Source organism: Pseudomonas sp. HR1, from assembly GCF_030175875.1.
Taxonomy (GTDB): domain Bacteria; phylum Pseudomonadota; class Gammaproteobacteria; order Pseudomonadales; family Pseudomonadaceae; genus Chryseomonas; species Chryseomonas oryzihabitans.
The window spans coordinates 435557-459293 of the sequence record NZ_JASNRF010000001.1; the positions used below are offsets into that span (position 1 = coordinate 435557).

The 23737-nt window shown below is 69.9% G+C and carries 22 protein-coding genes, 1 other RNA gene and 1 riboswitch; of the genes, 6 read left to right on the top strand and 17 right to left on the bottom strand.

Features of this window, described 5'->3' with window-relative positions:
- Positions 1–7: 7 nt before the first annotated feature.
- Positions 8–83: non-coding RNA, sX9 sRNA (locus QKY98_RS01965), on the top strand.
- A gap of 19 nt (positions 84–102) precedes the next feature.
- Here the strand turns inward: QKY98_RS01965 and QKY98_RS01970 are convergent.
- From QKY98_RS01970 to QKY98_RS01990, 5 genes are all read right to left on the bottom strand, one after another.
- A complete protein-coding gene (locus QKY98_RS01970; protein ID WP_284670271.1) occupies positions 103–900 on the bottom strand; it encodes an ABC transporter ATP-binding protein in 798 nt (265 codons plus the stop codon).
- On the bottom strand, positions 897–1955 hold the full coding sequence (locus tag QKY98_RS01975) for a FecCD family ABC transporter permease (RefSeq protein ID WP_284670272.1): 1059 nt from the start codon (positions 1953–1955) through the stop codon (positions 897–899). The genes QKY98_RS01970 and QKY98_RS01975 overlap by 4 nt, the downstream gene beginning before the upstream one ends.
- Complete coding sequence (locus tag QKY98_RS01980) at positions 1952–2974, bottom strand: ABC transporter substrate-binding protein (RefSeq protein WP_256203980.1); 1023 nt, start codon at positions 2972–2974, stop codon at positions 1952–1954. Before QKY98_RS01980 ends, QKY98_RS01975 begins: the two co-directional genes overlap by 4 nt.
- Positions 2975–3332: 358 nt before the next feature.
- Positions 3333–4709: a 4-hydroxybenzoate transporter PcaK gene (gene pcaK / locus QKY98_RS01985; protein WP_231501043.1), complete on the bottom strand. Its 1377-nt coding sequence runs from the start codon at positions 4707–4709 to the stop codon at positions 3333–3335.
- A 118-nt stretch (positions 4710–4827) separates the two neighbouring features.
- Complete coding sequence (locus QKY98_RS01990) at positions 4828–5682, bottom strand: IclR family transcriptional regulator domain-containing protein (RefSeq protein ID WP_017642952.1); 855 nt, start codon at positions 5680–5682, stop codon at positions 4828–4830.
- Positions 5683–5825: 143 nt separating this feature from the next.
- Between QKY98_RS01990 and QKY98_RS01995 the strand changes: the two genes are divergently transcribed.
- Positions 5826–6344 (top strand): Mpo1 family 2-hydroxy fatty acid dioxygenase, encoded by a 519-nt coding sequence (locus QKY98_RS01995; protein WP_044343002.1) that lies wholly within the window; start codon positions 5826–5828, stop codon positions 6342–6344.
- On the opposite strand, the gene QKY98_RS02000 is transcribed toward QKY98_RS01995, so the two are convergent.
- From QKY98_RS02000 to cobG, 7 genes are all read right to left on the bottom strand, one after another.
- The gene (locus QKY98_RS02000) at positions 6329–7093 is read right to left on the bottom strand and encodes an ABC transporter ATP-binding protein (protein ID WP_027598801.1); all 765 of its coding nucleotides are present in this window, start codon (positions 7091–7093) and stop codon (positions 6329–6331) included. The genes QKY98_RS01995 and QKY98_RS02000 overlap by 16 nt on opposite strands.
- On the bottom strand, positions 7090–8124 hold the full coding sequence (locus tag QKY98_RS02005; RefSeq protein WP_017642949.1) for a FecCD family ABC transporter permease: 1035 nt from the start codon (positions 8122–8124) through the stop codon (positions 7090–7092). Before QKY98_RS02005 ends, QKY98_RS02000 begins: the two co-directional genes overlap by 4 nt.
- Complete coding sequence (locus QKY98_RS02010; RefSeq protein ID WP_284670273.1) at positions 8121–9137, bottom strand: ABC transporter substrate-binding protein; 1017 nt, start codon at positions 9135–9137, stop codon at positions 8121–8123. The genes QKY98_RS02005 and QKY98_RS02010 overlap by 4 nt, the downstream gene beginning before the upstream one ends.
- Positions 9138–9168: 31 nt before the next feature.
- Positions 9169–9306: riboswitch (cobalamin riboswitch) on the bottom strand.
- A gap of 16 nt (positions 9307–9322) precedes the next feature.
- Positions 9323–10993 carry a precorrin-3B C(17)-methyltransferase gene (gene cobJ / locus QKY98_RS02015; protein WP_284670274.1) on the bottom strand — a complete coding sequence of 557 codons (1671 nt, stop codon included), beginning with the start codon at positions 10991–10993 and terminating at the stop codon, positions 9323–9325.
- Positions 10981–11721: a precorrin-2 C(20)-methyltransferase gene (locus tag QKY98_RS02020; RefSeq protein ID WP_284670275.1), complete on the bottom strand. Its 741-nt coding sequence runs from the start codon at positions 11719–11721 to the stop codon at positions 10981–10983. The genes cobJ and QKY98_RS02020 overlap by 13 nt, the downstream gene beginning before the upstream one ends.
- Positions 11721–12347: a precorrin-8X methylmutase gene (locus tag QKY98_RS02025; RefSeq protein WP_169854465.1), complete on the bottom strand. Its 627-nt coding sequence runs from the start codon at positions 12345–12347 to the stop codon at positions 11721–11723. The genes QKY98_RS02020 and QKY98_RS02025 overlap by 1 nt, the downstream gene beginning before the upstream one ends.
- Positions 12340–13626: a precorrin-3B synthase gene (gene cobG, locus QKY98_RS02030; RefSeq protein ID WP_284670276.1), complete on the bottom strand. Its 1287-nt coding sequence runs from the start codon at positions 13624–13626 to the stop codon at positions 12340–12342. Before cobG ends, QKY98_RS02025 begins: the two co-directional genes overlap by 8 nt.
- Positions 13627–13724: 98 nt before the next feature.
- Between cobG and cbiE the strand changes: the two genes are divergently transcribed.
- From cbiE to cobM, 3 genes are all read left to right on the top strand, one after another.
- Complete coding sequence (cbiE, locus tag QKY98_RS02035; protein WP_284670277.1) at positions 13725–14927, top strand: precorrin-6y C5,15-methyltransferase (decarboxylating) subunit CbiE; 1203 nt, start codon at positions 13725–13727, stop codon at positions 14925–14927.
- Between the two features lie 398 nt (positions 14928–15325).
- Entirely contained in the window at positions 15326–16048 is a 723-nt protein-coding gene (locus QKY98_RS02040) for a cobalt-precorrin-6A reductase (RefSeq protein WP_284670278.1), read from the top strand.
- Positions 16045–16776 carry a precorrin-4 C(11)-methyltransferase gene (gene cobM / locus QKY98_RS02045; protein ID WP_284670279.1) on the top strand — a complete coding sequence of 244 codons (732 nt, stop codon included), beginning with the start codon at positions 16045–16047 and terminating at the stop codon, positions 16774–16776. Before QKY98_RS02040 ends, cobM begins: the two co-directional genes overlap by 4 nt.
- Positions 16777–16914: 138 nt before the next feature.
- Here the strand turns inward: cobM and deoC are convergent, their stop codons facing one another.
- Positions 16915–17592: a deoxyribose-phosphate aldolase gene (deoC, locus tag QKY98_RS02050; RefSeq protein WP_042137388.1), complete on the bottom strand. Its 678-nt coding sequence runs from the start codon at positions 17590–17592 to the stop codon at positions 16915–16917.
- Between the two features lie 94 nt (positions 17593–17686).
- Between deoC and deoR the strand changes: the two genes are divergently transcribed.
- Complete coding sequence (gene deoR, locus QKY98_RS02055; RefSeq protein WP_027601060.1) at positions 17687–18451, top strand: DNA-binding transcriptional repressor DeoR; 765 nt, start codon at positions 17687–17689, stop codon at positions 18449–18451.
- Here the strand turns inward: deoR and QKY98_RS02060 are convergent.
- The 4 genes from QKY98_RS02060 to QKY98_RS02075 form a co-directional block, all read right to left on the bottom strand.
- Positions 18444–19529, bottom strand: coding sequence for an aldose 1-epimerase family protein (locus tag QKY98_RS02060; RefSeq protein WP_042137386.1), 1086 nt, complete (start codon positions 19527–19529; stop codon positions 18444–18446). The two genes, deoR and QKY98_RS02060, sit on opposite strands and share 8 nt — an antisense overlap.
- A gap of 13 nt (positions 19530–19542) precedes the next feature.
- Positions 19543–20874 carry an L-fucose:H+ symporter permease gene (gene fucP / locus QKY98_RS02065; protein WP_027598812.1) on the bottom strand — a complete coding sequence of 444 codons (1332 nt, stop codon included), beginning with the start codon at positions 20872–20874 and terminating at the stop codon, positions 19543–19545.
- 46 nt (positions 20875–20920) lie between these two features.
- Entirely contained in the window at positions 20921–21847 is a 927-nt protein-coding gene (gene rbsK / locus QKY98_RS02070; RefSeq protein ID WP_044341010.1) for a ribokinase, read from the bottom strand.
- A gap of 243 nt (positions 21848–22090) precedes the next feature.
- Positions 22091–23416: a DUF3100 domain-containing protein gene (locus QKY98_RS02075; RefSeq protein WP_144956483.1), complete on the bottom strand. Its 1326-nt coding sequence runs from the start codon at positions 23414–23416 to the stop codon at positions 22091–22093.
- Positions 23417–23737: the final 321 nt, after the last annotated feature.

The following is a 23737-nucleotide window of genomic DNA, read 5'->3' on the forward strand; positions in this document are numbered from 1 at the left end:
AGTCCTCATGTACTGCTTGTACACTGCGGCTCCTGCGCGCCGCGCGCACCCGCCTGACAGCCGCTCGCTACGTTTTGTTAGCCGCTTTATGGCTCTCTAGAGTCAGGCCTCGCTGAAGGCCTGACCGGTCAACGGCTGCACCACCGGGCGGCCCTGCCGGTCGTGGAGGATGTCCACCGCCACGCCGTAGGTGGCTTCCAGCAGGTCGGCGGTGACGATGGCGGCGGGTCGGCCGGCGGCCAGCAGGCCACCGTTGACCAGCACCAGCAGCGAATCGGCGTACTGGCAGGCCAGGTTGAGGTCGTGCAGCACCACCACGGTCACCCGCTGGTGCAGGCGGGTCTCGTGGCGCACGCGATCGAGCAGGTTGATCTGGTGCCGCAGATCCAGGGCGCTGACCGGTTCGTCCAGCAGCATCACCTCGGGTTCGCGCATCAGCACCTGGGCAAAGAACACCAGTTGCCGCTGACCGCCACTCAGGGCGCCCAGCTGGCGCGAGGCCAGATGGCCGATGCCCACCTCGTCGAGCTTGCCCAGCGCCCGTTCCAGCAGCTCATCGTCCAGGTGCAGGGTCAGCCGTTCCAAGCTGCCCATGGCCACCGTCTCCAGCACCGACAGCACCGCCTCGGCATGGGAATCCTGGGGCATGTAGGCCACGCCCTGGCGCCAGCCGTCCCGCTGACCACGTAGCGAAGCCCCCGCCACCAGCCGCCTGGCGCCGCGCTCGATCTGGCCGGCCGCCAGCGGCAGATCACCGGCCAGGGCGCGCAGCAGGGTGGTCTTGCCGGTGCCATTGGGGCCGAGGATCACATGCACCTGCCCCGCGTGCAGCTCGGTGCAGAGTCCGGAGATGACGGTGCGGTCGCCGCGCTTCAGCGCGAGGTCCTGGAGGCGGATCATGGGCTGGACCTGCGGGGGGCGAAGATGAGCCAGAGCAGAAAGGGCACCCCGACGATGGCGGTGACGATGCCCACCGGAAACAGCGCCCCGGGCAGGATCGACTTGGACAGCACCGAGGCGAAGGATAGCATCAGGGCGCCGCAGATCGCCGACAGTGGCAGCAGGAAGCGCTGATCCTCGCCCACCTGCCAGCGGGCGATATGGGGCGCGACCAGGCCGACGAAGCCGATCACCCCGACGAAGCTGGTGGCCGTGGCGGTCATCACCGCCACCAGGATCAGCACCTTGAGGCGCAGCCGGCGGATATTTACGCCGAGGCTCTCGGCCCGTGCCTCGCCCAGCCGCAGGGCGGCCAGCTTCCAGGCATCGCGCAGGAGCAGGAGGCAGCACAGCAGGGTCACCCCGGCGACGATGGCCAGGGTGGTCCAGGTGGCGCGACCGAGGCTGCCGAACAGCCAGAAAAGGATCTGCTGCGACAGCTCCGGCGAGGAGAGGAATTGCACCAGCGACAGCAGCGACTGGAAGAGGAACAGCAGGGCGATGCCGCCGAGGATGATGGTGTCGCTGCCGGTGCGCTTGAGCGAGGCCAGGGCGAAGAGAAACAGCGCCGCCAGCATGGCGAAGGCGAAGGCGCCCAGCGGCATCCCGATCAGCGCACCCAGGCCGAAGCTGCCCAGCGCCAGGCTGAGGGCGGCGCCACAACCGGCGGCGGCGGCCATGCCCAGGGTGTAGGGGCTGGCCATGGGGTTGTTGAGCAGCGTCTGCATCTGCGCCCCGCCCGCACCGAGGGCGGCGCCCACCGCCAGGGCCATCAACGCCACCGGCAGGCGCAGGTCGCGGACGATGGCGTCGGTCATCGGCTGCCGCTCGCCGAGCCCGGTCAGCGACTTGAGCACTTCCAGCGGCGAGAGCAGCGACGGCCCGGTGGCGATGTCCAGCACCAGACCCGCCAGGGTCAGCAGCAGAAACACCCCGCAGGCCCGCCAGCGGCGGCGCTCGCGGGCGCGTTGCTCGGCGATGGCGTTGCCGTGGCTGGCGTTCGCGGCCTCGCTCATGGCGTCAGGCCTATGGCAAAGGTGCCCTCGGGCTGGATCGGCATGTAGCGGCGGTAGTACTCGCGGTAGTTGGCCATCGGATCCACGTCCTGGAACAGATCCGGATAGAGCTGCTTGGCGATGAATTGCAGCATGGCGAAGTCTTCCAGGCTGCGCGAGGCGCCTTGGTAGACGCCATAGAGACGCCCGTCGCGGATCGCCGGCAGATTGGCCCAGCCCGGTCGCTGCATGAAGGCGCGCAGGTGGCTGCGGGCGTCGTCGGCGGTGACCCCGGGGCCCATGGGCAAGGCGGAGGGATTGCTGTTGTCCTCGCGCCCGGAGATGAAGATGACCTCCGGCTGGGCCAGGAGCACCTGCTCCGGATTCATCACCCCCCACCACTGGATGAAGGGCGCGGCGATGTTGTCGCCACCGGCCAGGGTGACCATGGCGCCCCACATGTTGCGGCCATAGGTGAAGGAGTATTCGGCCGGGCCCTTGTTGCCGAACTCGGCATAGACCCGCGGTTTCGGGCGATGAGCCGCCGCGATGCGGGTCTGGATGTCCTGCACCACCTTGGCGTAGAAGTCGGCCAGCTCGTTGGCGCGCGCCTCCTGGCCGGTGATCACCCCGAGCAGGCGGGTGGACGCCAGGTGGCGCTCCAGGGTCTGGGCGTTGTAGTCGATCGCCACCACCGGGATGCCGAGCTGTTCCAGGCGCTTGACCTCGCTGTCCAGCGCCTGGAATTGCCAGGCGGCCAGGACCACCAGATCCGGCTTGAGGGCGAGCACCTTTTCCACGGAGAAACTGTTGTTTTCCGTCTCGCCCACATCGGGAAGGCTGGCCAGGGAAGGTCGGTGGGCGACGTTGAGCGCCCAGTTGGCCGGCACCTTGCGCTCCCAGGCGCCACGGGAGACACCGACCACGGCGTCGAAGGCCTGCTCGCCACCGACCGCCAGGTAGTCGCCATAGTGGAAGCCCAGCACCACTCGCTTGGCCGGCGCCTCGATGGTCACCGTGCGCCCGAGGACGTCGGTCACCTGCCGGGTCTCGGCAAAGGCCGGTGCAATCAGAAAGCAAGCGATAAGCGTTACCAGCCGGACAGCCCACTGTCCGCTGCGAGCGAAACCTTTCATGGAACCCCTTGGACGTCTGCACCCGCTCTAGACGGGTGACTGCGGCGCATGCAAAGGGTGCAACTTTACGCGGTGGCAGCGCCTGCGCCTAGCGCCCGCCACGCTCCCAGAGCCCGCTTATAATCTCGCGAGCTAGAGCTAAACAAGGCGAAGGCCCTAGGAAACGGAGTTAGCCACGGTAAGTGAGCATTCCGACCGGGCTGGCGACCCAGGGCCTTTTCAACGCAGTTTGGCCGACGCGCAGCAGATTAGGAGCGGGCTCTCAGGTCGCGTCGGCGTGACTGACCACCCCCTTGATCAACACCGCCAGGGCCGCGAGACCCGCCGGCAGGAGCAGCGCGGTGAGCACCTGGGTGAAGGTCCAGCCCAGGCCCAGCAGGGTCGCACCCATCCAGGCGCCGGTGATGGCGCCGAAGCGGCCGATGCCGAGCATCCAGGACACCCCGGTGGCGCGGCCGTGGGTCGGATAGTACCGCGCCGCCAGCGAGGGCATGGCCGACTGGGCGCCGTTGATGCACATGCCGGCCACCAGTACCAGGGTGGCGACCAGGGCGACCTGGCCCAGGCTCTGGCCGACGCAATAGGCGAAGACGCCGGCCAGGACATAGAACAGGCCGATCACCTTGTGCGGGTTGAATCTGTCCATGGCCCAGCCGACGAACACCGCGCTGAGCACCCCGCCGAACTGGAACAGCGCGCCGATCAGGGCGGCCTGCTCCAGGCTGGCGCCGGCGTCGCGCATCAGCGTCGGCAGCCAGCTGGTGAGCAGGTAGACGATCACCAGGCCCATGAAATAGGTCAGCCACAGCAGCAGGGTGCCGGCGCTGTAGCTGCGGTTGAAGATCACCGCGAAGACGTTGCCGGTCTTGACCGACTTCTGCTCGGGCACCACGAAGTGCCGCGCCTCGGCGGCTTCGCGGCCGATGGGCGCCAGCACCCGGCGGATGCGCTCGGCGCTCTTGCCGTGCACCACCAGATAGCGCGCCGATTCCGGCAGCCAGAGCAGCAGCACCACGGCCAGCGCCAGGGGCAGCACGCCGCCCAGCACCAGCAGGCTGTGCCAGCCGTAGGCCGGGATCATCCAGGCCGAGACGAAGCCGCCGCCGGCCATGCCCAGGTTGAAGCCGCAGAACATGCTGGTCACCAGCAGCGACTTGAGGCGCTCGGGGGTGTATTCCGAGAGCAGCGTGGTGGCGTTGGGCATGGCGGCGCCCAGGCCCAGCCCGGTGAGGAATCTCAGGATCACCAGCTGTTCGAGGTTGCTGCTGAAGGCCGACAGCAGGCTGAAGCCGCCAAAGATGAAGGTGGCGACCACCAGCACGCCCTTGCGACCGAAGCGATCGGCCAGCGGCCCGGAACCCAGGGCGCCAAAGACCATGCCGCCCAGCGCGGCGCTCATCACCGGCCCCAGGCTGGCCCGCGGGATGTTCCATTCCACCGACAGCGCCGGGGCGATGAAGCCCATGGCCGCGGTGTCGAGGCCGTCGAGAAAGACGATGAGAAAGCACAGGGCGACGATGCGCCACTGGTAGGCGGACAGCGCCTGGCGATTGATGAACTGCTGGACGTCCAGGGTGCCGGCTGTCGCCGTGGCCAAGGAATCGGCCAGGGGCACGGCGCCCGCGAGGGTGTGCGTCATGGTGGTCTGCTCGTGTTGTTGTTATCGGCGTGTTGCGCCACTGCGCCGACGTTAAGCCCAACCCCAGACAGCTGACAATTCGATTATCGGCGATATGGCCGATAATCGACCGGATTCGCTAGTGAAACAGCCGGGTGCTCAATTCCTGGCTGGCGGCCAGCAGCACCGGCAGGAAGCGCGTCTCCAGTTCCTGACGACTGACCCGACTGGCGTGGGTGCCGACGTTGAGCGACGCCAGCACCTGGCCGGCGGCGTCTCTCAGGGGCACCGCCAGGGATCTCAGCCCCACCTCCAGCTCCTGGTCGACGATGACGTAGCCCTGCTGGCGCACCTGGCCCAGGCACTCGATGAGCGCCGGCGGCTGATAGAGGGTACGGCTGGTCTTGGCCTGCAGATCGGCGTGTTCCAGATAGTCGTGCAGGGCGGCATCGTCCAGGGCGGCGAGCAGGATGCGGCCCATGGAGGTGCAATAGGCCGGCAGCCGGCTACCGACGCTGAGGTCCACCGAGATCAGCCGCTGCGGCGTGGCCGAGCGGGCGATATAGAGGATCTCGTCGCCTTCCAGGGTGGCCATGGAGCAGGCCTCGTGCAGTTGCTCGCTCAGGCGATCGAGCACCGGCTGGGCGGTGACCGCCAGCGGCGTCGACGACAGATAGGCGTGCCCCAGGGTCAGCACCTTGGGCAGCAGCGAATAGGTGCGCCCATCGGTGGTGACATAGCCCAGTTTCATCAGGGTGTGCAGGCAGCGACGCACCGCGGCGCGGGGGATCTCGGTGCGATGGCTGATCTGGGCGATGGTCAGCTGGCGCTTGCGCTCTTGGAAGGCGTGGATGACCGCCAGGCCGCGGGCCAGGGAGGTCATGAAATTCGGGTCGCCGGTGAAGGCTTCGATGCGCTTGGCCGGCGAGGCGATGATGGGCGGCGCGGCCAGTGGCGGCAGGCCGGTGGCGTGAGCGGTGCGGTTATCGTCCATCGACCCTATCCTCGGCAGGCTTTTGATCGATTATCGAGCGAGGGGGCGATTATCGCAATCGCATTTCTGCCGACACCCGCAGACGCGCAGGGGCCTCCAGGTGCATGCTGAGGCTTCCCGCCCAGCCGCCTGGATGCCTGTCGATGAAGACCCTGGAAGATCATCTCAGCCAGTACGCGAGCTACCACCGCGATCCGCGCAATATCGCCAGCCACTTCCCCGGCATCCTGCTGATCGTGCTGGCGGTGGCCATCCTGCTGTCCCGACCGGTCTTTACCTTGGCCGGCTGGCCGCTGTCACCCGCGGTGCCGGTGGCCGGTGCGGTGGCGCTCTTCTATCTGCGCCTGGATCGGCCGCTGGGGCTGCTGATGAGCGTCCTGCTCGCGCTCGCCCTCTGGCTGGGCGCCGCGCTGGCGGCCCAGACCACGGGTGTCTGGCTGGCCTGGGGGCTGGGTCTGTTCCTGGTCGGCTGGGCCATCCAGTTCGTCGGCCACCACTACGAGGGGCGCAAGCCGGCCTTTCTCGACGACCTGGCCGGCCTGGCCATCGGTCCGCTGTTCATCGCCACCGAAGCCGTCTTCTGGCTGGGCGGTCGCCAGCAGCTCAGGCAGGCGATCGAAGAACGGGCCGGCCCGGTGCGGCGCCGTCAGCCCAGTCGATAGCGGATCGACGGCCGACCGTCGGGACCGTCCAGCGTCACCTGCGCCCTCACCCCCCAGACCTGCTGGATCAGCGCGGCCGTCAGCACCTCGCCGGGGGCGCCTTCGGCGACCAGGCGGCCGTCGCGCAGCACCGCCAGGCGATCGCAGAACAGCGCGGCCAGGTTGAGGTCGTGGATGGCCAGCACGCAGGTTGCCGGCAGGCGGCGGACCAGGTCGAGGATCTCCAGCTGGTGCTGGATATCGAGGTGGTTGGTGGGTTCGTCCAGCAGCAGTTCGCTGGGCTCCTGGGCCAGGGCACGGGCGATCTGGGCGCGCTGGCGCTCGCCGCCGGAGAGGCTGTGCCAGCGCCGTGCCGCCTTGTCGACCAGGCCGACCTGGGCCAGGGCGCGCTGGCAAACCTCGGCGTCGCGCGCGCTCCAGGCATCGAGCAGGCCGCGATGGGGCGTGCGCCCCAGGCGCACCACCTCGGCCACCGAGAGATCGGCTTCGGTACCGGCCTGCTGCTCCACCAAGGCGACCCGGCGCGCCAGGTCGCGCCGGCGCAACTCGGCCAGCGGCGTCCCGTCGAGACTGACCCTACCCTCCTCCGGCCGCCGCAGCCCGGCCAGCAGCCGCAGCAGACTGGACTTGCCCGAGCCATTGGGGCCGAGCAGTCCGAGCACCCCGCCCGGCGGCACCGCGAGGGTTACCCCGGCGAGGATCGGCTGCCCGCCGGCGCTCCAGGCCACGTCGCGCGCAGCGAGGCTCATCGGACCTCCCGTGCGCGATAGAGGATGAAGGCGAAGGCCGGGGCACCGACCAGGGCGGTGACCACGCCGATGGGCAGGGTCTGCTTGGCCACCAGGGTGCGGGCGACGATGTCGGCCAGCACCATGAACAGCGCGCCGATCAGGGCGCAGGTGGGCAGCAGCCGGCCATGCCCCGGACCGACCAGGAAACGCGCCACATGGGGGATCACCAGGCCGACGAAGCCCACCGCGCCCACCAGGCTGACCAGGCAGGCGGTGATCAGGCCGGTGACGGCCAGCAGCAGCAGGCGCAGCGGTCCCACCGCCACCCCGAGGCTGGCGGCGGCGTCTTCGCCAAAGGCGAAGGCATCCAGCGCCCGGGCGCAGGCCAGGCACACCAGCAGCCCGGCGAGCACCACCCCGGCGGCCAGCCAGACATCCGGCCAGCGCACCCCGGCCAGGCTGCCGAGCAGCCAGAACATCACGCTGCGCGCCTGCTCGGCATTGGCCGCGGTGGCAACGATATAGGCGGTCAGGGCATTGAACAGCTGGGAAGCCGCCACCCCGGCGAGGATGATGCGGGTACTGCCGCCGCTGCCGAGAAAGGGCAGCACCACGGCGAAGGCCAGCACCGCGCCGAGAAAGGCGCCCAGGGAGACACCAAGCACCCCGCCGCCGACGCCCAGCAGCATCACCAGCACCGCGCCGGTGGAGGCGCCGGCCGATAGGCCGAGCACATAGGGCTCGGCCAGGGCGTTGCGCAGCAGCGCCTGGAGGATGGCCCCCGAGACCGCCAGGCCCGCACCGCAGCAGGCGGCCACCAGGGCGCGACTGAGGCGGTATTCCCAGACGATGCCCTGGACGATGCGCTCCACCGGATAGGGCCCCAGGCCGAGGCCGTTGGCGATGGCCTGCAGACTGGTCAGGGGCGCGATGGGCATCTCGCCGAAGGACGCCGCCAGCACCACGCTCGCCGCCAGCGCCAGCACCGCGGCCAGGCCCAGCAGCCAGCGCCAGGGCCGGGCGCCTTCGGCCGCGAGGGGCAGACTCATGGTTGCGGCTTGGCCAGGTCGGCGGCCAGGGTCTCGACGCTGTCCACCACCCGCAGCGAGGGATTGAGGGTCGGGGCGTCCACCACCAGCAGATGATTCTCGCGTACCGCGCGCAATTCGCGGGTCAGGGGATCGCTGCGCAGGAAGGCCAGCTTCTTGTCCACGTCATCGGCCGGGTAGAGACGCCGGTCCATGCGCGCCACGACGATATAGTCAGGGTCCAGGCTGGCGATGCGCTCCCAGCTCACCGCCGGCCATTCCTCGGCGCTGTCGACCACGTTGCGCAGGCCCAAGGCCCGGGCGATCCAGGCCGGCGCACCGAGGTTGCCGGCGACCCAGGGATCCCCTTCCAGCCGCGGACTGGAAAACCAGAACAGCACCGAGCGGCCCTGCACCCCGGCGGCTTTGGCCTGCTCGCCCGCGGCGGCGATACGGCGGTCCAGGTCGGCGACGAGGCGCTCGCCGGCCGGCTGCACATCGAGGATGGCCGCCAGCTCGCGGGCTTCACGGGTCACCAGCTGCATGTCGAAGGGCGCGCTGCGGCTGCCGTCGCTATTGGAGTCGGCGGTCACCGCCTTGCCCTCGCAATCGCTGGGCGCCACATAGGCGGCGATGCCCAGCTTGGCGAAGCGCGGGAAGTCCGCCACCTCGCCACCGGGGCCGACGTGATAGGTGTACTGGGCCGCGACCAGGTCCGGCCGGGTGCCGACCACGGCCTCGAAGCTAGGGGCGTTGTCGGCCAGCCGCGGAATGCCCTTGCCCGCCGCCTGCAGGTCCGCGGGCAAGCCGCCGAACCAGACACCGGTGCCCACCAGCCGCGCGCCCACGCCCAGGCGCAAGAGCAACTCGGTGCTGGCCTGACCGAGGCTGACCAGCCGCTGGGGCGCGCGCTCGAAGACCAGCTCACGACCGCAGTTGTGCACGGTCAGCGGATAGGCGGTGGCCGCCTGGGTGGTGAGAGAGGCAGCGGACAACAGGCCGGCGGCGAGCAGCGGCAGAAGACGGCGAAACATGGACTCTCCTTGGGATGACGCGTCCCTGGTAGCTAATTGACGTCCCCTGGCAAGGTCTGGCTCGCTTCTCGCGAAGCTCACAGTGGCGCGACCGCGCCGGAGTTGCACCGGCTTCCCACCAAGGGATGTAAAGGGTCGCCGAGGGTGAACCAGCGGCGACGGGGATTCAAGCACTAAATGTTACTTTATAACAATTCCGGATCGTACCAGCGCGGCGTATAGACCCACTCACCGCCATCGGCCCGCTTGAAACGCCGGGTATGGCTGGAGCCGAGGATCACCAGAGTGCGCGAATCCACCATGTCGCTGCGCAGCGCGCCGAGGCTGGTGTATTCGAGACCGCCACCGGGACGGCCGACGTCGCGGCCGAGGATCACTGGGGTGTTTGCCGGACGGCAGCTGCGCAGGACGTCCAGCGCTCGCTCCAGCTGATGCGGTCGGGCCTTGGAGATGGGGTTGTAGAAGGCCATGGCCAGGTCCGCCGCGGCGGCCTGGCGCAGGCGCTGCTCGATCACCGCCCAGGGCTTGAGGTTGTCGGACAGGGAGATCAGGCAGAAGTCGTGGCCCAGGGGCGCGCCGGCCAGGGCGGCGCTGGCCATGGCCGCGGTGATGCCCGGCAGGATCTCCAGCTCCACCGCTGCCCAGCGCGGATCGTCGGCGCCTTCCAGCACCTCCAGCACCGCGGCGGCCATGGCGAAGACGCCCGGATCGCCGGACGACACCATCACCACCTGGCGCCCGCTGGCGGCCAGTTCGAAGGCATGGCGGGCGCGCTGCAATTCTTCGCGGTTGTCGCTGGCATGGGCCAGTTGATCCGGGCGCAAGGGGCCGGCCATCTGCAAGTAGGTGCCGTAGCCGAGCACGTCCTGGGCCTGGTCCAGGGCGCGGCGCACCACCGGTGCCATGAGCTCCGCCGCGCCGGGGCCGAGGCCCACCACGCTGAGGCGCCCGCGGCGCTGGCCGAGGTCCTCGGCGTCCAGCGGGCGGTCATGCAGGTGCAGGGCGAGGCCCTGGGCCTGGGCCCGTGCCACCGACGCCCGGGCGAAGTCCGGGGTGCGGGTGTCGACGAATCTCAGGGGTACGGCCAGCGTCTGGCTCAGTTCGGCGAGGCCGGGCGCGGCCATGTCTTCCGCCCGCGCCAGCAGCAGCGCCACGGCGCCCGGCGCATAGCCGCCGCTGGCGAGCAGCGCGGTGACGGCGGCGGCCGTGGCATCGGCGCGTACCGCCACCAGCACAGCGCGGGGATGGATCAGCAGGGTGTGGTCGTCGGCGCTGGTCAGTGGCGAGACCAGGATGCGCTGCCGCGCCGCGGGATCGCGGGCCAAGGGTACCGCGTCCAGCCAGGGCGCCTCGCCCTCGATGCGTACCGGGGCGCCGGCCAGCAGATCGGCCACCCGGTGCTTGGCCACGTCGACGTCGGCCAGGGCATAGCCGGCCGGCGGATCGAGCAGGCAGGTGCCGAATCTCAGCTCGCCACTGGTGGTGATGGCCGGGGCCACGCCCAGCAGCGTACCGAGCTGACGAGCCAGGCGATTGGCGCCGGCCAGGCCGCCCAGCAGCGGCACCACGGCGCTGCCGTCTTCGGCCACCGCCAATACGGGTGGCTCGGCGGTCTTGTCGTCCAGCAAGGACGCCAGGCTGCGGATGACGATGCCGGCGGCGCAGAGCACCAGCAGCGGGCGCTGTTGCCGATAGAGCTCGCGCAGGTGATCGCCAACGTTCGTATAGCTGACGTCGCCCTCGGCCCGCCCGGCCAGGCCGTGCACCAGGCTGCCCGGCAGGCCGGCCTGCAAGCGGCGAGCGGTGGCCAGGGCGCCGGGGCCGAGGATGACGATGGCCGGGCTCAACCCTTCCATTTCACCCCCGGCACCACCACCAGCGAGAAATACGGCGAGGCCATGGGGTCGACGTCGTCCAGCGCGACGATGCGCTGGTTGTCCATGGTGGCGCGCTCGATGTAGCGGGCGCGCTCGTCCAGGCCCAGCTCACGCAGCACCTGGCGCACCTTTTCGAAGTTGCGCCCCAGCTTCATCACCACGGCGGCGTCGGCGCTGGCGAGGCGCGCCTTGAGCTCTTCCGCGGAGAGCACCCCGGAGAGCACCGTGAGAGTCTGGTTGCGATAGACCAGCGGCAGGCCGAGCATGGCTACGCCGCCAAGCATCGAGCAGACCCCCGGCACCACCTGGGCCTCGTAGCGTTCGGCCAGGCGGTCGTGCAGATACATGTAGGAGCCGTAGAAGAAGGGATCGCCCTCGCAGATCACCGCCACGTCGCGGCCGGCGTCCAGATGATCGGCCACCTGGGCGGCGGCGGTGTCGTAGAAGTCGGCGATCACCGTCTCGTAGGACAGTGGCGGCGCCAGCTTCTCGGTGGTCACCGGATAGACCAGCGGCAGGCGCTGCTGGCCGTCCAGCAGATAACCCTCGATGACGCCATAGGCATTGCCGCCCTGGCCCGCGTTGGCCTTGGCCTTGGCGACGAAATAGGCCACCACCGGCGCGCCCTGCAGCAGGCGCAGGGCCTTGAGGGTGATGAGTTCCGGATCGCCGGGGCCGACGCCCAGGCCGAGCAGGCGGCCGGCCATCACTCCACCTCCGTGGCCAGGGCATTGACCGCCGCGGCGGCCATGGCGCTGCCACCACGGCGGCCGCGGACGATGACGTAGGGCACGCCGCGGCTGTCGGCGGCCAGGGCGTCCTTGGACTCCATCGCCCCGACGAAGCCCACCGGCATGCCGAGGATCAGCGCCGGCCTGGGCGCCCCGGCGTCGAGCATTTCCAGCAGATAGAACAGCGCGGTGGGGGCATTGCCGATCACCACCACGCTGCCGGCCAGATGCGGCCGCCAGCGCTCCAGGGCCACCGCCGAGCGGGTGTTGCCCTGGGCCACGGCCAGTTCGCGGATGCCCTCGTCGTGCAGGGTGCAGATCACCTGATTATTCGCTGGCAAGCGGGTGCGGGTGACGCCCTCGGCGACCATGCGCGCATCGCAGAGGATGGGCGCGCCGGCCGCCAGGGCTTCGCGCCCGGCCGCCCCGGCCCCCGGGGAAAAGGCCAGGTCCTGGACCACGTCGACCATGCCGCAGGCGTGGATCACCCGCACGGCGAGCTTTTCCAGGTCGGCGGGGATGGCCGAGAGATCGGCTTCGGCGCGGATGGTGGCGAAGGATTGGCGATAGATCGCCTGGCCGTCGCGTTCGTATTCAAGCATCACTGGGACTCCGGGCCAGCCAGGCGGCGGCCTCGTCGAGGGACAAATGGGTGGCGCGCCGCCGGCCCGGACCGGGCTGGGTGGCGTCGCGCACGAAGAGGTCATAGCGACCGGGGGCCATCGCCAGCAGGGTGTGGGGTGCCTGTCCGGCCAGGGCGCAGCTGCGCGGGCAACCGGAGAGGTGCACCTCGACGCCGGCCGGCAGCCGCTCGGCCAGGCGCAGGGCATCGCCCTTGGTGTCGGCCCGGCCCTTGGCGCAGCCCTGACTGCCGGTACAGGCGACCAGCCGGGCCAGGGGCGCGGCGGGATCGGTGGTCAGATCCAGTAGTTTCAGCGCTGCGAGCAGCTCGGGGGCCTGTTCGACCGGCACATCCGGCAGCAGCAGGCCCTGCCAGGGGGTGAGGTGCAGGTCGCCATTGCCGTGGCGCTCGGCCAGGTCGGCGACCGCAGCCAGGCTCGTTGCCGGCAGGCGGCCCAGGGCGGGTTGGGCGCCGATCCAGTTGAAGCCGGCTTGGCGCTGCTGATGGCTACCCAGGCGCAGCGCGGCGTCGGCCGGCGCGCGGGCGGTTACCGGTGTTGGCAGCAGGTCCAACCCCGCCAGCAATTCCGCGACCGGGCGCTGCGCCAGCAGCTGGCGCATGCGGTGCTGCTCGGGACCGGCCAGGTCGAGGAAGCGATGCAGCAGCCGCGTGATGGTCGCCACCTCCTGGCCCGGGGCGATCAGCCCAACCGGCCTGTCCAGCGGGGTACCGGCCAGGCCAAGGACGTAGCCCTCGGCGCGAGCCGACAGCCAGACATCGTGGGGATGGTCGAGCCGGGCCAGGGCTTCGCCGCCGTCCAGTTGCAGGGCGAACTTGGCCGACAGCCCATGCAGGCGGCGGTCGCCTTCCAGCAGGGCGAGCAATTCGGCGGCCAGGGGACGAACGTCGCGCAGCTGCTGCGGATCCCTGCCGGCAGACGGGCTGAGCAGCAGATTGCGCACGTCATCGGCGGCGGGATCGCTGGGACCGAGGTCGGCGGCCTGCAGCTCGGCCACCAGGGCAGCGGCGCCGTCCTGGCGTACACCACGCAATTGCAGGTTGGCTCTGTTGGTCAGCTCCAGAACCCCGCTCGCCCAGCGCGCGCTGGCGGCGGCGATGGCCCGCGCCTGGGCTGACGTCAGCCGGCCCCCCGGCAACTTCACCCGGCACAGGCCGCCATCGCGCGCGGGCACGATGCGCAGCAGCCCCGGACAGGCCGAAGGCCGCGGGACGAGGGCGGAAGGAGACGGAGGATTCACGGCGGAAGGTCGGGCTGAACGGGGAAAGACGTTATTATGCCCGCTTTGCCCGACCCCTTGAAAACGCCCGGTCGGCTGACGTTCGATGAGGTGTGTTCATGATCCCCTGGCTGACCGTGGTGGGTATCGGCGAAGACGGCTACCCCGGCCTCGGCAAGCAGGCCCGCCGCGCCCTGCTGGAGGCGGCGGTCGTCATTGGCGGTCCACGCCAGCTGGCGCTGCTGCCACCCTGCATCCGCGCCAGCCGCGAGCCCTGGCCGCAGCCCTTCGCCCTGGCCCCGGTCCTGGGCCGGCGCGGCACCCCGGTCTGCGTGCTGGCCAGCGGCGATCCCATGCTGTTCGGCGTCGGCGCGAGCCTGGCGCGCCAGCTGTCGGCCGACGAGCTGCAGGTGCTACCGGCGCCCTCCTCCTATTCCCTGGCCGCGGCTCGCCTCGGCTGGCCGCTGCAGGACATCACCCTGCTGTCGGTGGTGGCCCGCCCCCTGGCCGCCGTGGTGCGCCATCTGCACCCGGGCGCCCGCCTGCTGGTATTGAGCAACGACGGCCACAGCCCTGCGGCCCTGGCCGCGCTGCTGGTGGACCAGGGCTTCGGCGCCAGCCAGCTGCAGGTGCTGGAGCACCTGGGCGGCCCTCTGGAGCGCCGGATCGCCGGTCGCGCCCGGGACTGGTCGCTGGCGGAAGCGGCGGCGCTCAACCTGGTGGCCATCGAGGTCCTGAGCGAGACCGGGGAGACGGGTCTGCCGCTCACCCCCGGTCTGCCGGACAGCGCCTATCGCCACGACGGCCAGTTGACCAAGCGAGACGTGCGCGCCGTGACGCTGGCGCGCCTGGCGCCGCGCCCCGGCGAACTGCTGTGGGACGTGGGCGCCGGCTGCGGCTCCATCGGCATCGAATGGGCGCGCAGCCATCCCGGCTGCCGGGTGCTGGCCATCGAGGCCGACGCCGGTCGCCAGGCGCATATCCTCCACAATCGCGACCAACTCGGCGCCCCGGCGCTGCACCTGGTGGCCGGCCAGGCGCCCGAGGCCCTGGCCGGTCTGGCCACCCCGGACGCCATCTTCATCGGCGGCGGCCTCACCGCGCCGGGGGTGCTGGACGCCTGCTGGGACGCCTTGCGTCCCGGCGGTCGCCTGGTCGCCAATGCCGTGACCCTGCAGACCGAGGCCGCCCTGGTAGCCTTTCGCGAACGCCACGGCGGCGACCTGACCCGCCTGCAGGTAGCCCAGGCCCAGCCGCTGGGCGCCTTCGACACCTGGCGTGCGGCGCTGCCTATCACCTTGCTGGACGTGGTGAAGCCGTGACTGGCCGGCGCTCGTCAAAAGTAGAAAGGGTGATTGGGTGTGCCTCCCTCATCCCTGAAGACCATGAGCGGCGCCTTGCCCCCTCACCCCAGCCCTCTCCCCGTAGGGGCGAGGGGGCGGTTAGGCGTGCCTCCTTCACCCCTGAAGACGGTGAGCTGCGCCTTGCCCCCTCACCCCAACCCTCTCCCCGCAGGGGAGAGGGGGCGGTTGGGTGGGGGCCTGGGAGTCTGGTGTACGGGCTGACGCCAGCTGTTCTGCTCGACAGCGAGACTTGCCCTCCGCCTCAAGGACTCACCCCCAGGCACCGCCTTTCCCCCCCTCTCCCTTGGGGAGAGGGGCCGGAGGTGAGGGCGCGCCATGCATGACGAAGCCGCCGCCGCTCCTGGGGAAGACCGCCCATGAAGATCCTTCTGCTCGGCGGCACCACCGAAGCCCTGGCCATCGCCCGCACGCTGCCGGCCGAGGCCCTCTACAGCCTCGCCGGTCTCGGTCGGGTGCCCCAGGACCTGCCCTGCCAGGTGCGGGTCGGCGGCTACGGCGGCGCCGCGGGGCTGGCCGCCTTTCTCCACAGTGAAGGCATCGAGTTGCTGCTGGACGCCACCCATCCCTACGCCGCCCGGATCAGCCACAACGCCGGCCTGGCCGCGGCCCAGTCCGGTATCCCCTGCTGGGCCCTGCGCCGCCCCGGCTGGCAGGCCGGTCCCGACGACGACTGGCGCGAGGTGGCCGACTGGAGCGAACTCCAGACCACCCTGGCGCCCTTCACCCGCCCCTTCTTCACCCTGGGTCGCGAACCCCTGGAGCACCTCGCGGTAATCCCGCCCCACCAGTTCTGGACCCTGCGCCTGCTCGACGCCCATCCCGGCCACGCACGGGCGCGGATCATCGCTGACCGTGGCCCCTTCGCCCTGGAGGCCGAGCGCCTGCTGTTCGCCCAAGGCGACTTCGATGTGCTGATCAGCAAGAACAGTGGCAGCGCCGCCACCCAGCCCAAGTTGCAGGTGGCCCGCGAGCGGGGTCTGCCGGTGCTGATCCTGCGCCGCCCCGAGTTGCCCTGCGTCGATCGTGAATTCGCCAGCGTCGCCGACCTGCTCGCCGCCCTGGCCGAGGAAACCCCATGACCGTTCATTTCATCGGCGCCGGCCCCGGCGATCCCGACCTCATCACCGTCAAGGGCCAGCGGCTGATCCGCCAGTGCCCGGTGATCCTCTATGCCGGCTCCCTGGTGCCGCCCGCGGTGCTGGAAGGTCACCAGGCCGAGACGGTGATCGACACCGCCCACCTGGACCTGGATGCCATCGTCGGCCATCTGGCCGCCGCCCATGCCCGCGGCCAGGACGTGGCCCGGGTGCACTCTGGCGATCCTTCGCTGTACGGCGCCATCGGCGAACAGATCCGCCGCCTGCAGGCGCTGGGCGTTCCCTACGAGATCGTGCCCGGCGTCACCGCCACCGCCGCCTGCGCCGCCCTGCTGGGTTGCGAGCTGACCCTGCCCGGGGTCAGCCAGACGGTGATCCTGACCCGCTACGCCAGCCGCACGGCCATGCCGGAAGGCGAGGCGCTGGCCGACCTGGCGCGCCATCGCGCGACCCTGGCCATCCACCTCGGCGTCGGCCAGCTGGAGCGCATCGTCGCCGACCTCCTGCCGCACTACGGCCCCGGCTGCCCGGTGGCGATCGTCCACCGCGCCAGCTGGCCGGACCAGGACAGCGTCCGGGGCACCCTGGCCGACATCGTCGAACGGGCGCGGGACAAGGATTTCCGCCGCACCGCGCTGATCCTGGTTGGCGAGGTGCTGGCGCCAGGGGATTTCAGCGATTCCAAGCTCTATCGGCAGGGGCCGGGGTAGTCATCAAATGCCTTTATCGCGGCCATGCCGGTGCGCCGTAGCGACCGCTCCTACGGTTACATCGGAGCCTGTAGGAGCGGCCCATGGCCGCGATAAAACACCCCTACCCTAGAGAGAAATGACGGCGATTTCCGGAGCTCAATACCCCGCCCCACCCTCGCCACCGCTGACGATGGCCACGCCCGAGCTGGTCCCCAGGCGGGTCGCGCCGGCGTCCAGCATGGCCTGGGCGGTGGCGCGGTCACGCACGCCGCCGGAGGCTTTCACGCCCATTTCCGGACCCACCTCTTCGCGCATCAGGCGGACATCGTCCAGGGTCGCGCCGCCATGGCCGAAACCGGTCGAGGTCTTGACGAAGGCGACGCCGAGGTCGCGACAGATCCGGCAGGCCTGGCGCTTCTGCTCATCGTCGAGCAGACCGGTCTCCAGGATCACCTTGAGCGGCACCGCGCCACAGGCGGCCTGCACCGCGGCGATATCGGCGGACACCTCCTCCAGCAGGCCATCCTTGAGCCAGCCGAGGTTGAGCACCATGTCGATCTCCCCGGCCCCGGCGGCGATGGCCTGCTCGGCCTCAAAGGCCTTGGCCGCGCTCAGCCCGGCGCCGAGCGGAAAGCCCACCACCGCGCAGACCTTGACCGCACTGCCGGCCAGTTGCGCCGCGGCATGGGGGACCTGGGCGGAATTCACGCACACCGAATAGAAGCCATGGGTGCGCGCCTCCTGGCACAGGCGGTCGATCTGGGCGCGGCGGGCGTCGGCGGCGAGCAGGGTGTGGTCGATGGTCTTGGCGAGTTCGCCGGGTTCAAGCTGCATGGGGCCTCCTCAGGCACGGGTAGCGTATGATCGGATCAGAATTCTTGGTTGGTGCGGCCTGCACCTCTAGTCGGACTCCCCTAGCGCACCCCTCATGGATAGCAAGAAAGCCGCTCGGCTCAAGCTGATGCACCAGGCGCTGCAGGATCAGCACGCCATTCACCTGCGCGAGATGGCCCAGCTGCTGGGTGTCTCGGAAATGACCCTGAGACGCGACCTGCGGCTCCCGCCGGACGGCCTGCGCCTGCTCGGCGGTCATGTCACCCGCGATGTCGGCGGCAGCGAGGCGCCCGGCTACCAGGTGGTGGAACAGGACCTGCGCCAGGTCGAGGAAAAGCGTCGCATCGGTCGGCTGGCCGCGGCGCAGATCCGCGCCGGCGACACCGTCTTCCTCGATTGCGGGACCACCACGCCCTTCGTGGTGGACTTCATTCCCGATGACCTGGAATTCACCGCCGTCTGCCATTCGCTCAATGTGCTGCTCAAGCTGCAGCAGAAGGTCAACTGCACCCTGGTGGTCTGCGGCGGCACCTTCCAGCGCAAGAACCAGATCTTCGAGAGTCGCCTGGAGACCGGGGTGCTCGATGGCGTGCGCCTCACCCATGCCTTCGTCTCGGCGGCCGGGGTGAGCGCGGACTTTGGCGTCACCTGCTTCAACTTCAACGAGGTCGAGGTCAAGCAGAAGGTCCTGCGCCAGGCCCAGCAGCGGCTGCTGCTGGTCGACCATACCAAGTTCGACGTGGTGCGCGCCGCGCATTTCGCGGCGCTCGGCGACTTCGATCTGGTGGTCAGTGACGGACGCATTCCGCGCAGCTATCGCGAGCGGATCGAGGCGAACGGCGCGCAACTGCTTACCTGATCCGCGCCGGGTCGGCCAGGCGCGTCAGCAGCGCCTCGCGCTCGGCGGCGGCGAGATAGCCGGTCCGGACGCTGAAGGCGCGACGCTCTCCCGGTTGCAGCTGCTGCACCTGCCCCTTGGTCGTCTCGGCCAGATAGCCCTCCGGTTCGCAGGTCGCCGGCAGCACGAAGGCCGCCACCTGCTGATCGGGGTTGTGCAGCACCCAGCGCGTGGCATGGGGCAAGTCCTGCGGGCGATAGGCCGTGTAGAAGGCGGCGCCGCCCGGATGCTCCAGCAGGAAATGCGCCTCCCCCGCCGCGTCGGTCCCCGGCGCATCGATGAAACTGACGATCTCCGGCTGGTAGCGCGCCGGCGCATCCAGCACCCGCAGTCGCTCGGGGTCTTCCGCCAGTGCGGCGATGAAGGCCTGCCAGTCGGCGGTCGGCCGCACATGGGCCGGCACGCTGGTGCGCACCCGGGTGCGGGCCACCCCGAGCGGCTCATGGAAGCGTCCGCCGGGCACATAGGCGTAGTTCATGTGCGCCATGTACATCAGGTCCATGGGCTGGCCGGCCTGGTTTTCCACCTCCAGGCCCAGTTCGAACACCGCGCTGTCCGCTCTCAGGGTCACGCGGGGCTGGGCGCGATAGCGATCGCCGAAGCCCATGGCGTAGTCGTGGCGGCCGCCCAGGCGCAGGAAATCGCCCTCCGCGTCCTGGCCCAGTTCCAGCCAGGCCTCGTCCAGCGGCGCGCAGGGCAGCTCGCCGTGCAACTCGTGGCTGTCCTCCGGCGCCGGGCAGCCGTTGCGCAGCACCCCGGCGTGGAACATGAAGCAGCCATAGGTCTCGATGATCCGCCGGGTCGGCCGCGGCTGGTCGAACAGCCCCGGCATGGTCAGGCGGCAGCCGTCGAAGCTGGCGTCCCAGATCATCTGCCCCTGGTAGGGCAGCACCACCAGGCGGCCACGACGATTCTCCAGCGCCAGGGCGCGCACCCCGGAGGGATAGGTCCAGGCGCGCACCTGGAAGGCATCGCTGGCGAGCAGGGTGCGCTCGTCGGCGGTGAATTGCTCAGGCTGCAGGGGCAGGCGTACGGACATGACGGCGCCCTCCTCAGGCGGTCTGGGCGGCGCCCACCGGCAGCCGTTCGCTGGCCGGGTGACGCAGGCAATAGAGGGCGTAGGCGACGATCACCGTAAAGCACAGCAGCGGCACCGAATAGGCCAGCTGCATGTTGCCGCCGGTGTAGTCCGACAGCAGGCCCTGGAAGATCGGGATCACCCCGCCGCCGACGATGCTCATCACCAGCAGCGAGCCGCCGAATTCGGTGTCCCGGCCGATGCCGTCGACGGTCAGGCCATAGATGGTCGGCCAGCAGGGGCCAAGGAAAATGCTCACGCCCACGGCGGCGTACACCGCGGTGATGTTGGGCACCAGGATGGTGTAGGCCAGCAGCGCGATGCACAGCACCCCGTAGACGCCCAGCACCTTGGCCGGATGCCAGCGGCGCATCAGCAGGTTGGCGATCAGCTTGCCGACGAAATAGGCGGCGAAGGTGGTGAGCAGGAACCAGGAGGCGCTGCGCTCGTTCATGCCGCCGAGTTGCATGGCCAGGCGGATGGTAAAGCTCCAGACGCCGACCTGGGCGCCGACGTAGAGGAATTGCGCCAGCACGCCAAAGACGAAGCGCGGATTGCGTCGCAGCCGACCCAGGCTGGCGGCGACGCCGTCGCCCTCGCTGCGTACGCGCTCGTTGCCCTTGCAGGCCGGATAGCGGGTGCAGGCGATCAGCACGAAGATCAGCACCAGCACGCCGATCATCCACTGGTAGGGCGTCAGGGTGGCCTGGATCATCTGCAACTGCTGGGCGGCGGCCTCGGCGGGATTCATCTGCAGCAGCTGCGCCTGGCTGGCGTCACCCTCCTTGAACATCACGAAACTGCCGACATAGACCCCGGTCATGGCGCCGAAGGGGTGGAAGGTCTGGGAGATGTTCAGCCGACGGGTGCCGGTCTCGCGCGGCCCGAGCAGGGTCGAATAGGTGTTGCAGGCGGTCTCCAGAAAGGACAGCCCGGCGGCGATCACGAACAGCGCCAGCAGGAACATGCCGTACTTGGCCATGGAGGCGGCGGGAAAGAACAGCAGGCAGCCGACCATGTAGAGGAACAGGCCGAAGAGGATGGTCGTCTTGTAGCTGAAGCGCCGCACCATCAGCGCGGCCGGCAGGGCCAGGAAGAAATAGCCGAGATAGAAGGCCGACTGGACGAAGGCGGTCTGGAAGTCACTGAGCAGGAAGGCCTTCTTGAAGTGGGCGATGAGCACGTCGTTCATGCTCGCCGCCGCGGCCCAGAGGGCGAAGATGCAGCACAGCAGGATGAAGGCGAACCACGGCGTGCGGTTCAGGTAGTAGCCGTCGGCGCTGGGCCGCAGGGGTGACTGGCTCATTGTTGTTCTCCGTAGGGTGCCAGGGTGGGGGATCGCCGACCTTGCGTCAGAGGTCCAGGGAAGCGAGGTAGTCTTCGAATGCCGCCGCCTCGGGATAGGAGGTCTGGGTGCCGCGCCCGGTGACCGACAGCGCCGAATAGGCCACTGCCCGCTGCATGGCCTCCCGCAGGCCCAGGCCCTGGACGCGGCCGTGGGCGAAGCAGCCGATGAAGGCATCGCCGGCGCCGGTGGTGTCGATGGCCGCCACCCGCTGGCCGGGCAGGCTGAATTCGCCCTCCTCGCCCACGTACAGCGCGCCCGCGGCGCCCAGGGTGACCACCACGTGCCGGATGCCGCGACCGGCCAATACCCGCGCGGCGGCGAAGGCGCTGTCGCGATCCGCCACCGGCAGGCCGCTGACCAGGGCCAGCTCGGTCTCGTTGGGGACGAAGTAGTCCAGCCGGGCGAGGTGCGCGGCGCTCAGGTCGGCCACCGCTGGCGCCGGATTGAGCAGCACCGGGATCCCCAGGCGCTGACCGCAGTCGATGGCGGCATAGACGGTCTCCAGGGCGATCTCCAGTTGCAGCACGATCAGCGCGCAGTCGCGCAGATCGGCTTCCGCGGCCTGGATGTCGGCCGGACCGAGGGCGGCGTTGGCGCCCTTCACGATGAGGATGCTGTTGTGCGAATCGGGCTGCACGAAGATCGGCGCCACGCCGCTGGAGCGCCCGGGCGCGCGGGTCACGTGGCGGGTGTCGATGCCGAAGCGGCGGAAGTTGGCCAGGGTGTTGTCGGCGAAGAGGTCGTCGCCGACCTTGGTCACCATCAGCACCTCGCTGCCCAGCTTGGCCGCGGCGACCGCCTGGTTGGCGCCCTTGCCGCCACAGCCGAGGGCGAAGTCCGGCGCTTCCAGCGTCTCGCCCTGGACAGGCAGTCGCTCGATATAGGTGATGAGATCGACCATGTTGCTGCCGATGACCGCGATTTTGCCCATGCCGAGCGCGCCTCCGTTTTTCTTGATGTTATTAAATTAACGGTTTTTGTTAATTTTCCATCATAGATACTGCAACTCGGGGCGCAGCTCAAGCGCCGGTGATCGTCCACGGACGACAGCGGGCGTCCAACGCTCAAGGCTGGGAGCTGCGACACACGAAATGCGAGAAACGGAGAGATCGGACGGCGGTGCGGTACGACAGCGGGAAGCGGCGCACCGGGGACCCGGTGCGCGCGGGGCGGATCAGTGGAAGAGTTCGGCGATGAACACGGCGCCGATGAAGGTGCCGAAGCCGGCGGTCAGGGAGACCACCACGATGCGCCAGCCCAGCCGGCGAAAGGCCGGGATGTCCTTGGCGATGGACAGGCCGGCGAAGGCCAGCATGGGCGTGATCACCGCCAACACGCCGACGCTGTTGGCGGCGGCGGTGATCTGCGGTGCCAGCGGGCACCAGGGCGAGGTCAGGAACATGGCCACCAGCGACACCCAGCACACCGCCGGCACCTTGCGGCGGAACAGCTGGCAGAGCAGCTCGCCGACGACGGCCGCGCCGATCATCAGCGCCACCGCGATGAGGGCGGCAGCCGGCAGCGTCTTGGTCGCCACGAAGGTGCCCAGCAGGGCCAGGCCGGCCGCGGCGAACCAGGCACTCAGGCGTCCCGACCAGCCCAGCTCCACCGGCTCGTCCACCACCGTCTGGTCTACCGCGCTCTGGGCGAAGGAGGCCTTGGTCGTCCGGCCGATACGCGGCTCCAGCACCCGATAGCCCCAGACCGCCAGCGGCAGGGAGATGAATAGGGTGAAATAGGTACCCAGGGTGGTGGTGATGAGGTTGGCCGCGGCGGCCAGCGCCATGACCTCCTTGGCCACCTCGGGGGTCTGCTGGGCCGCCACCGCACCGGCCGCGGCGGCCATGATGCTGCCCGAGCCGATGCCGGCGCCCATGGCCAGGGAATAGGGGTGGAAGATGTTGAGGCTAGCGATGAAGCCGGCGACGATGGCCATGAACACCGCACCGATCAGGGTGCCGGTGAGGTACTCGGCGAGCACGCCGCGGCCTTCCGGGGAGTCCATGCCGTAGCGTTCGCCGATGATCGCCAGGCTCGGTTCGCGCCCCACGGAGAAGGTGGCGCCGATGGCCTCGCGCTTGATGCCCAGCAGCAGCGCCACGGGCAGGCCGAGCAGGATGGTGCCGACGAAATGGCCCAGCTCCTGGAAGGCCAGCGCCCAGCCGGCGGCGATCACCGTGGGCAGGGAACCGCCCACCACCAGGCCGAGCTTGGCGATGAAGATCAGCAAGGCGTACTGCAGGATGGCCGCCGAGCGCACCTGGGCGCTGCGGTTGACGCTCAGGCCCTGCGGCAGTCGCGTGCTGGCCAGGCCAATGGCGGCGCCCAGCAGCAGCGCCCAGATCATCGGCAACAGCACCACCTTGCCCGGGCCCAGCGGGATGCTGACCGAGCCGATCAGCTCGGCGATCAGCAGCACCAGCGCCGCCCAGAAATAGAGTTTCACGGTATCGCTGACAGCTCGGTCCTGGCCCACGGCCAGCGTCGGATTGGCGCTCATTCTTCCCCCTGCGGCCCGCTCGCGGGCTCGGTTGTTGGTATGGTTGGCAGTCGCGAGCGGCGAAGCCCGCTGGGCAGAAAAGGGCTCCGCGAGGGAGCACGACCCGGTCGTTCTGGAGGTCTGGTCGAGGTCGCACGGCTGGCGTGCCGGAGGCTGGAAACCCGCCGCGGACAGGGTCTCGCGCGGGGCTTTGCGCCGTTCCGGGGCTCTGCGTCGTGGGCCTCGGCCAGGCCGGGGCGGCCGTGGTCTTGGCCCGAGTATGGACAGCGCCCTGTTCTCTCTCCAATACTGGAAATGGCCTTTTCCGTTGCCTTTACGAGA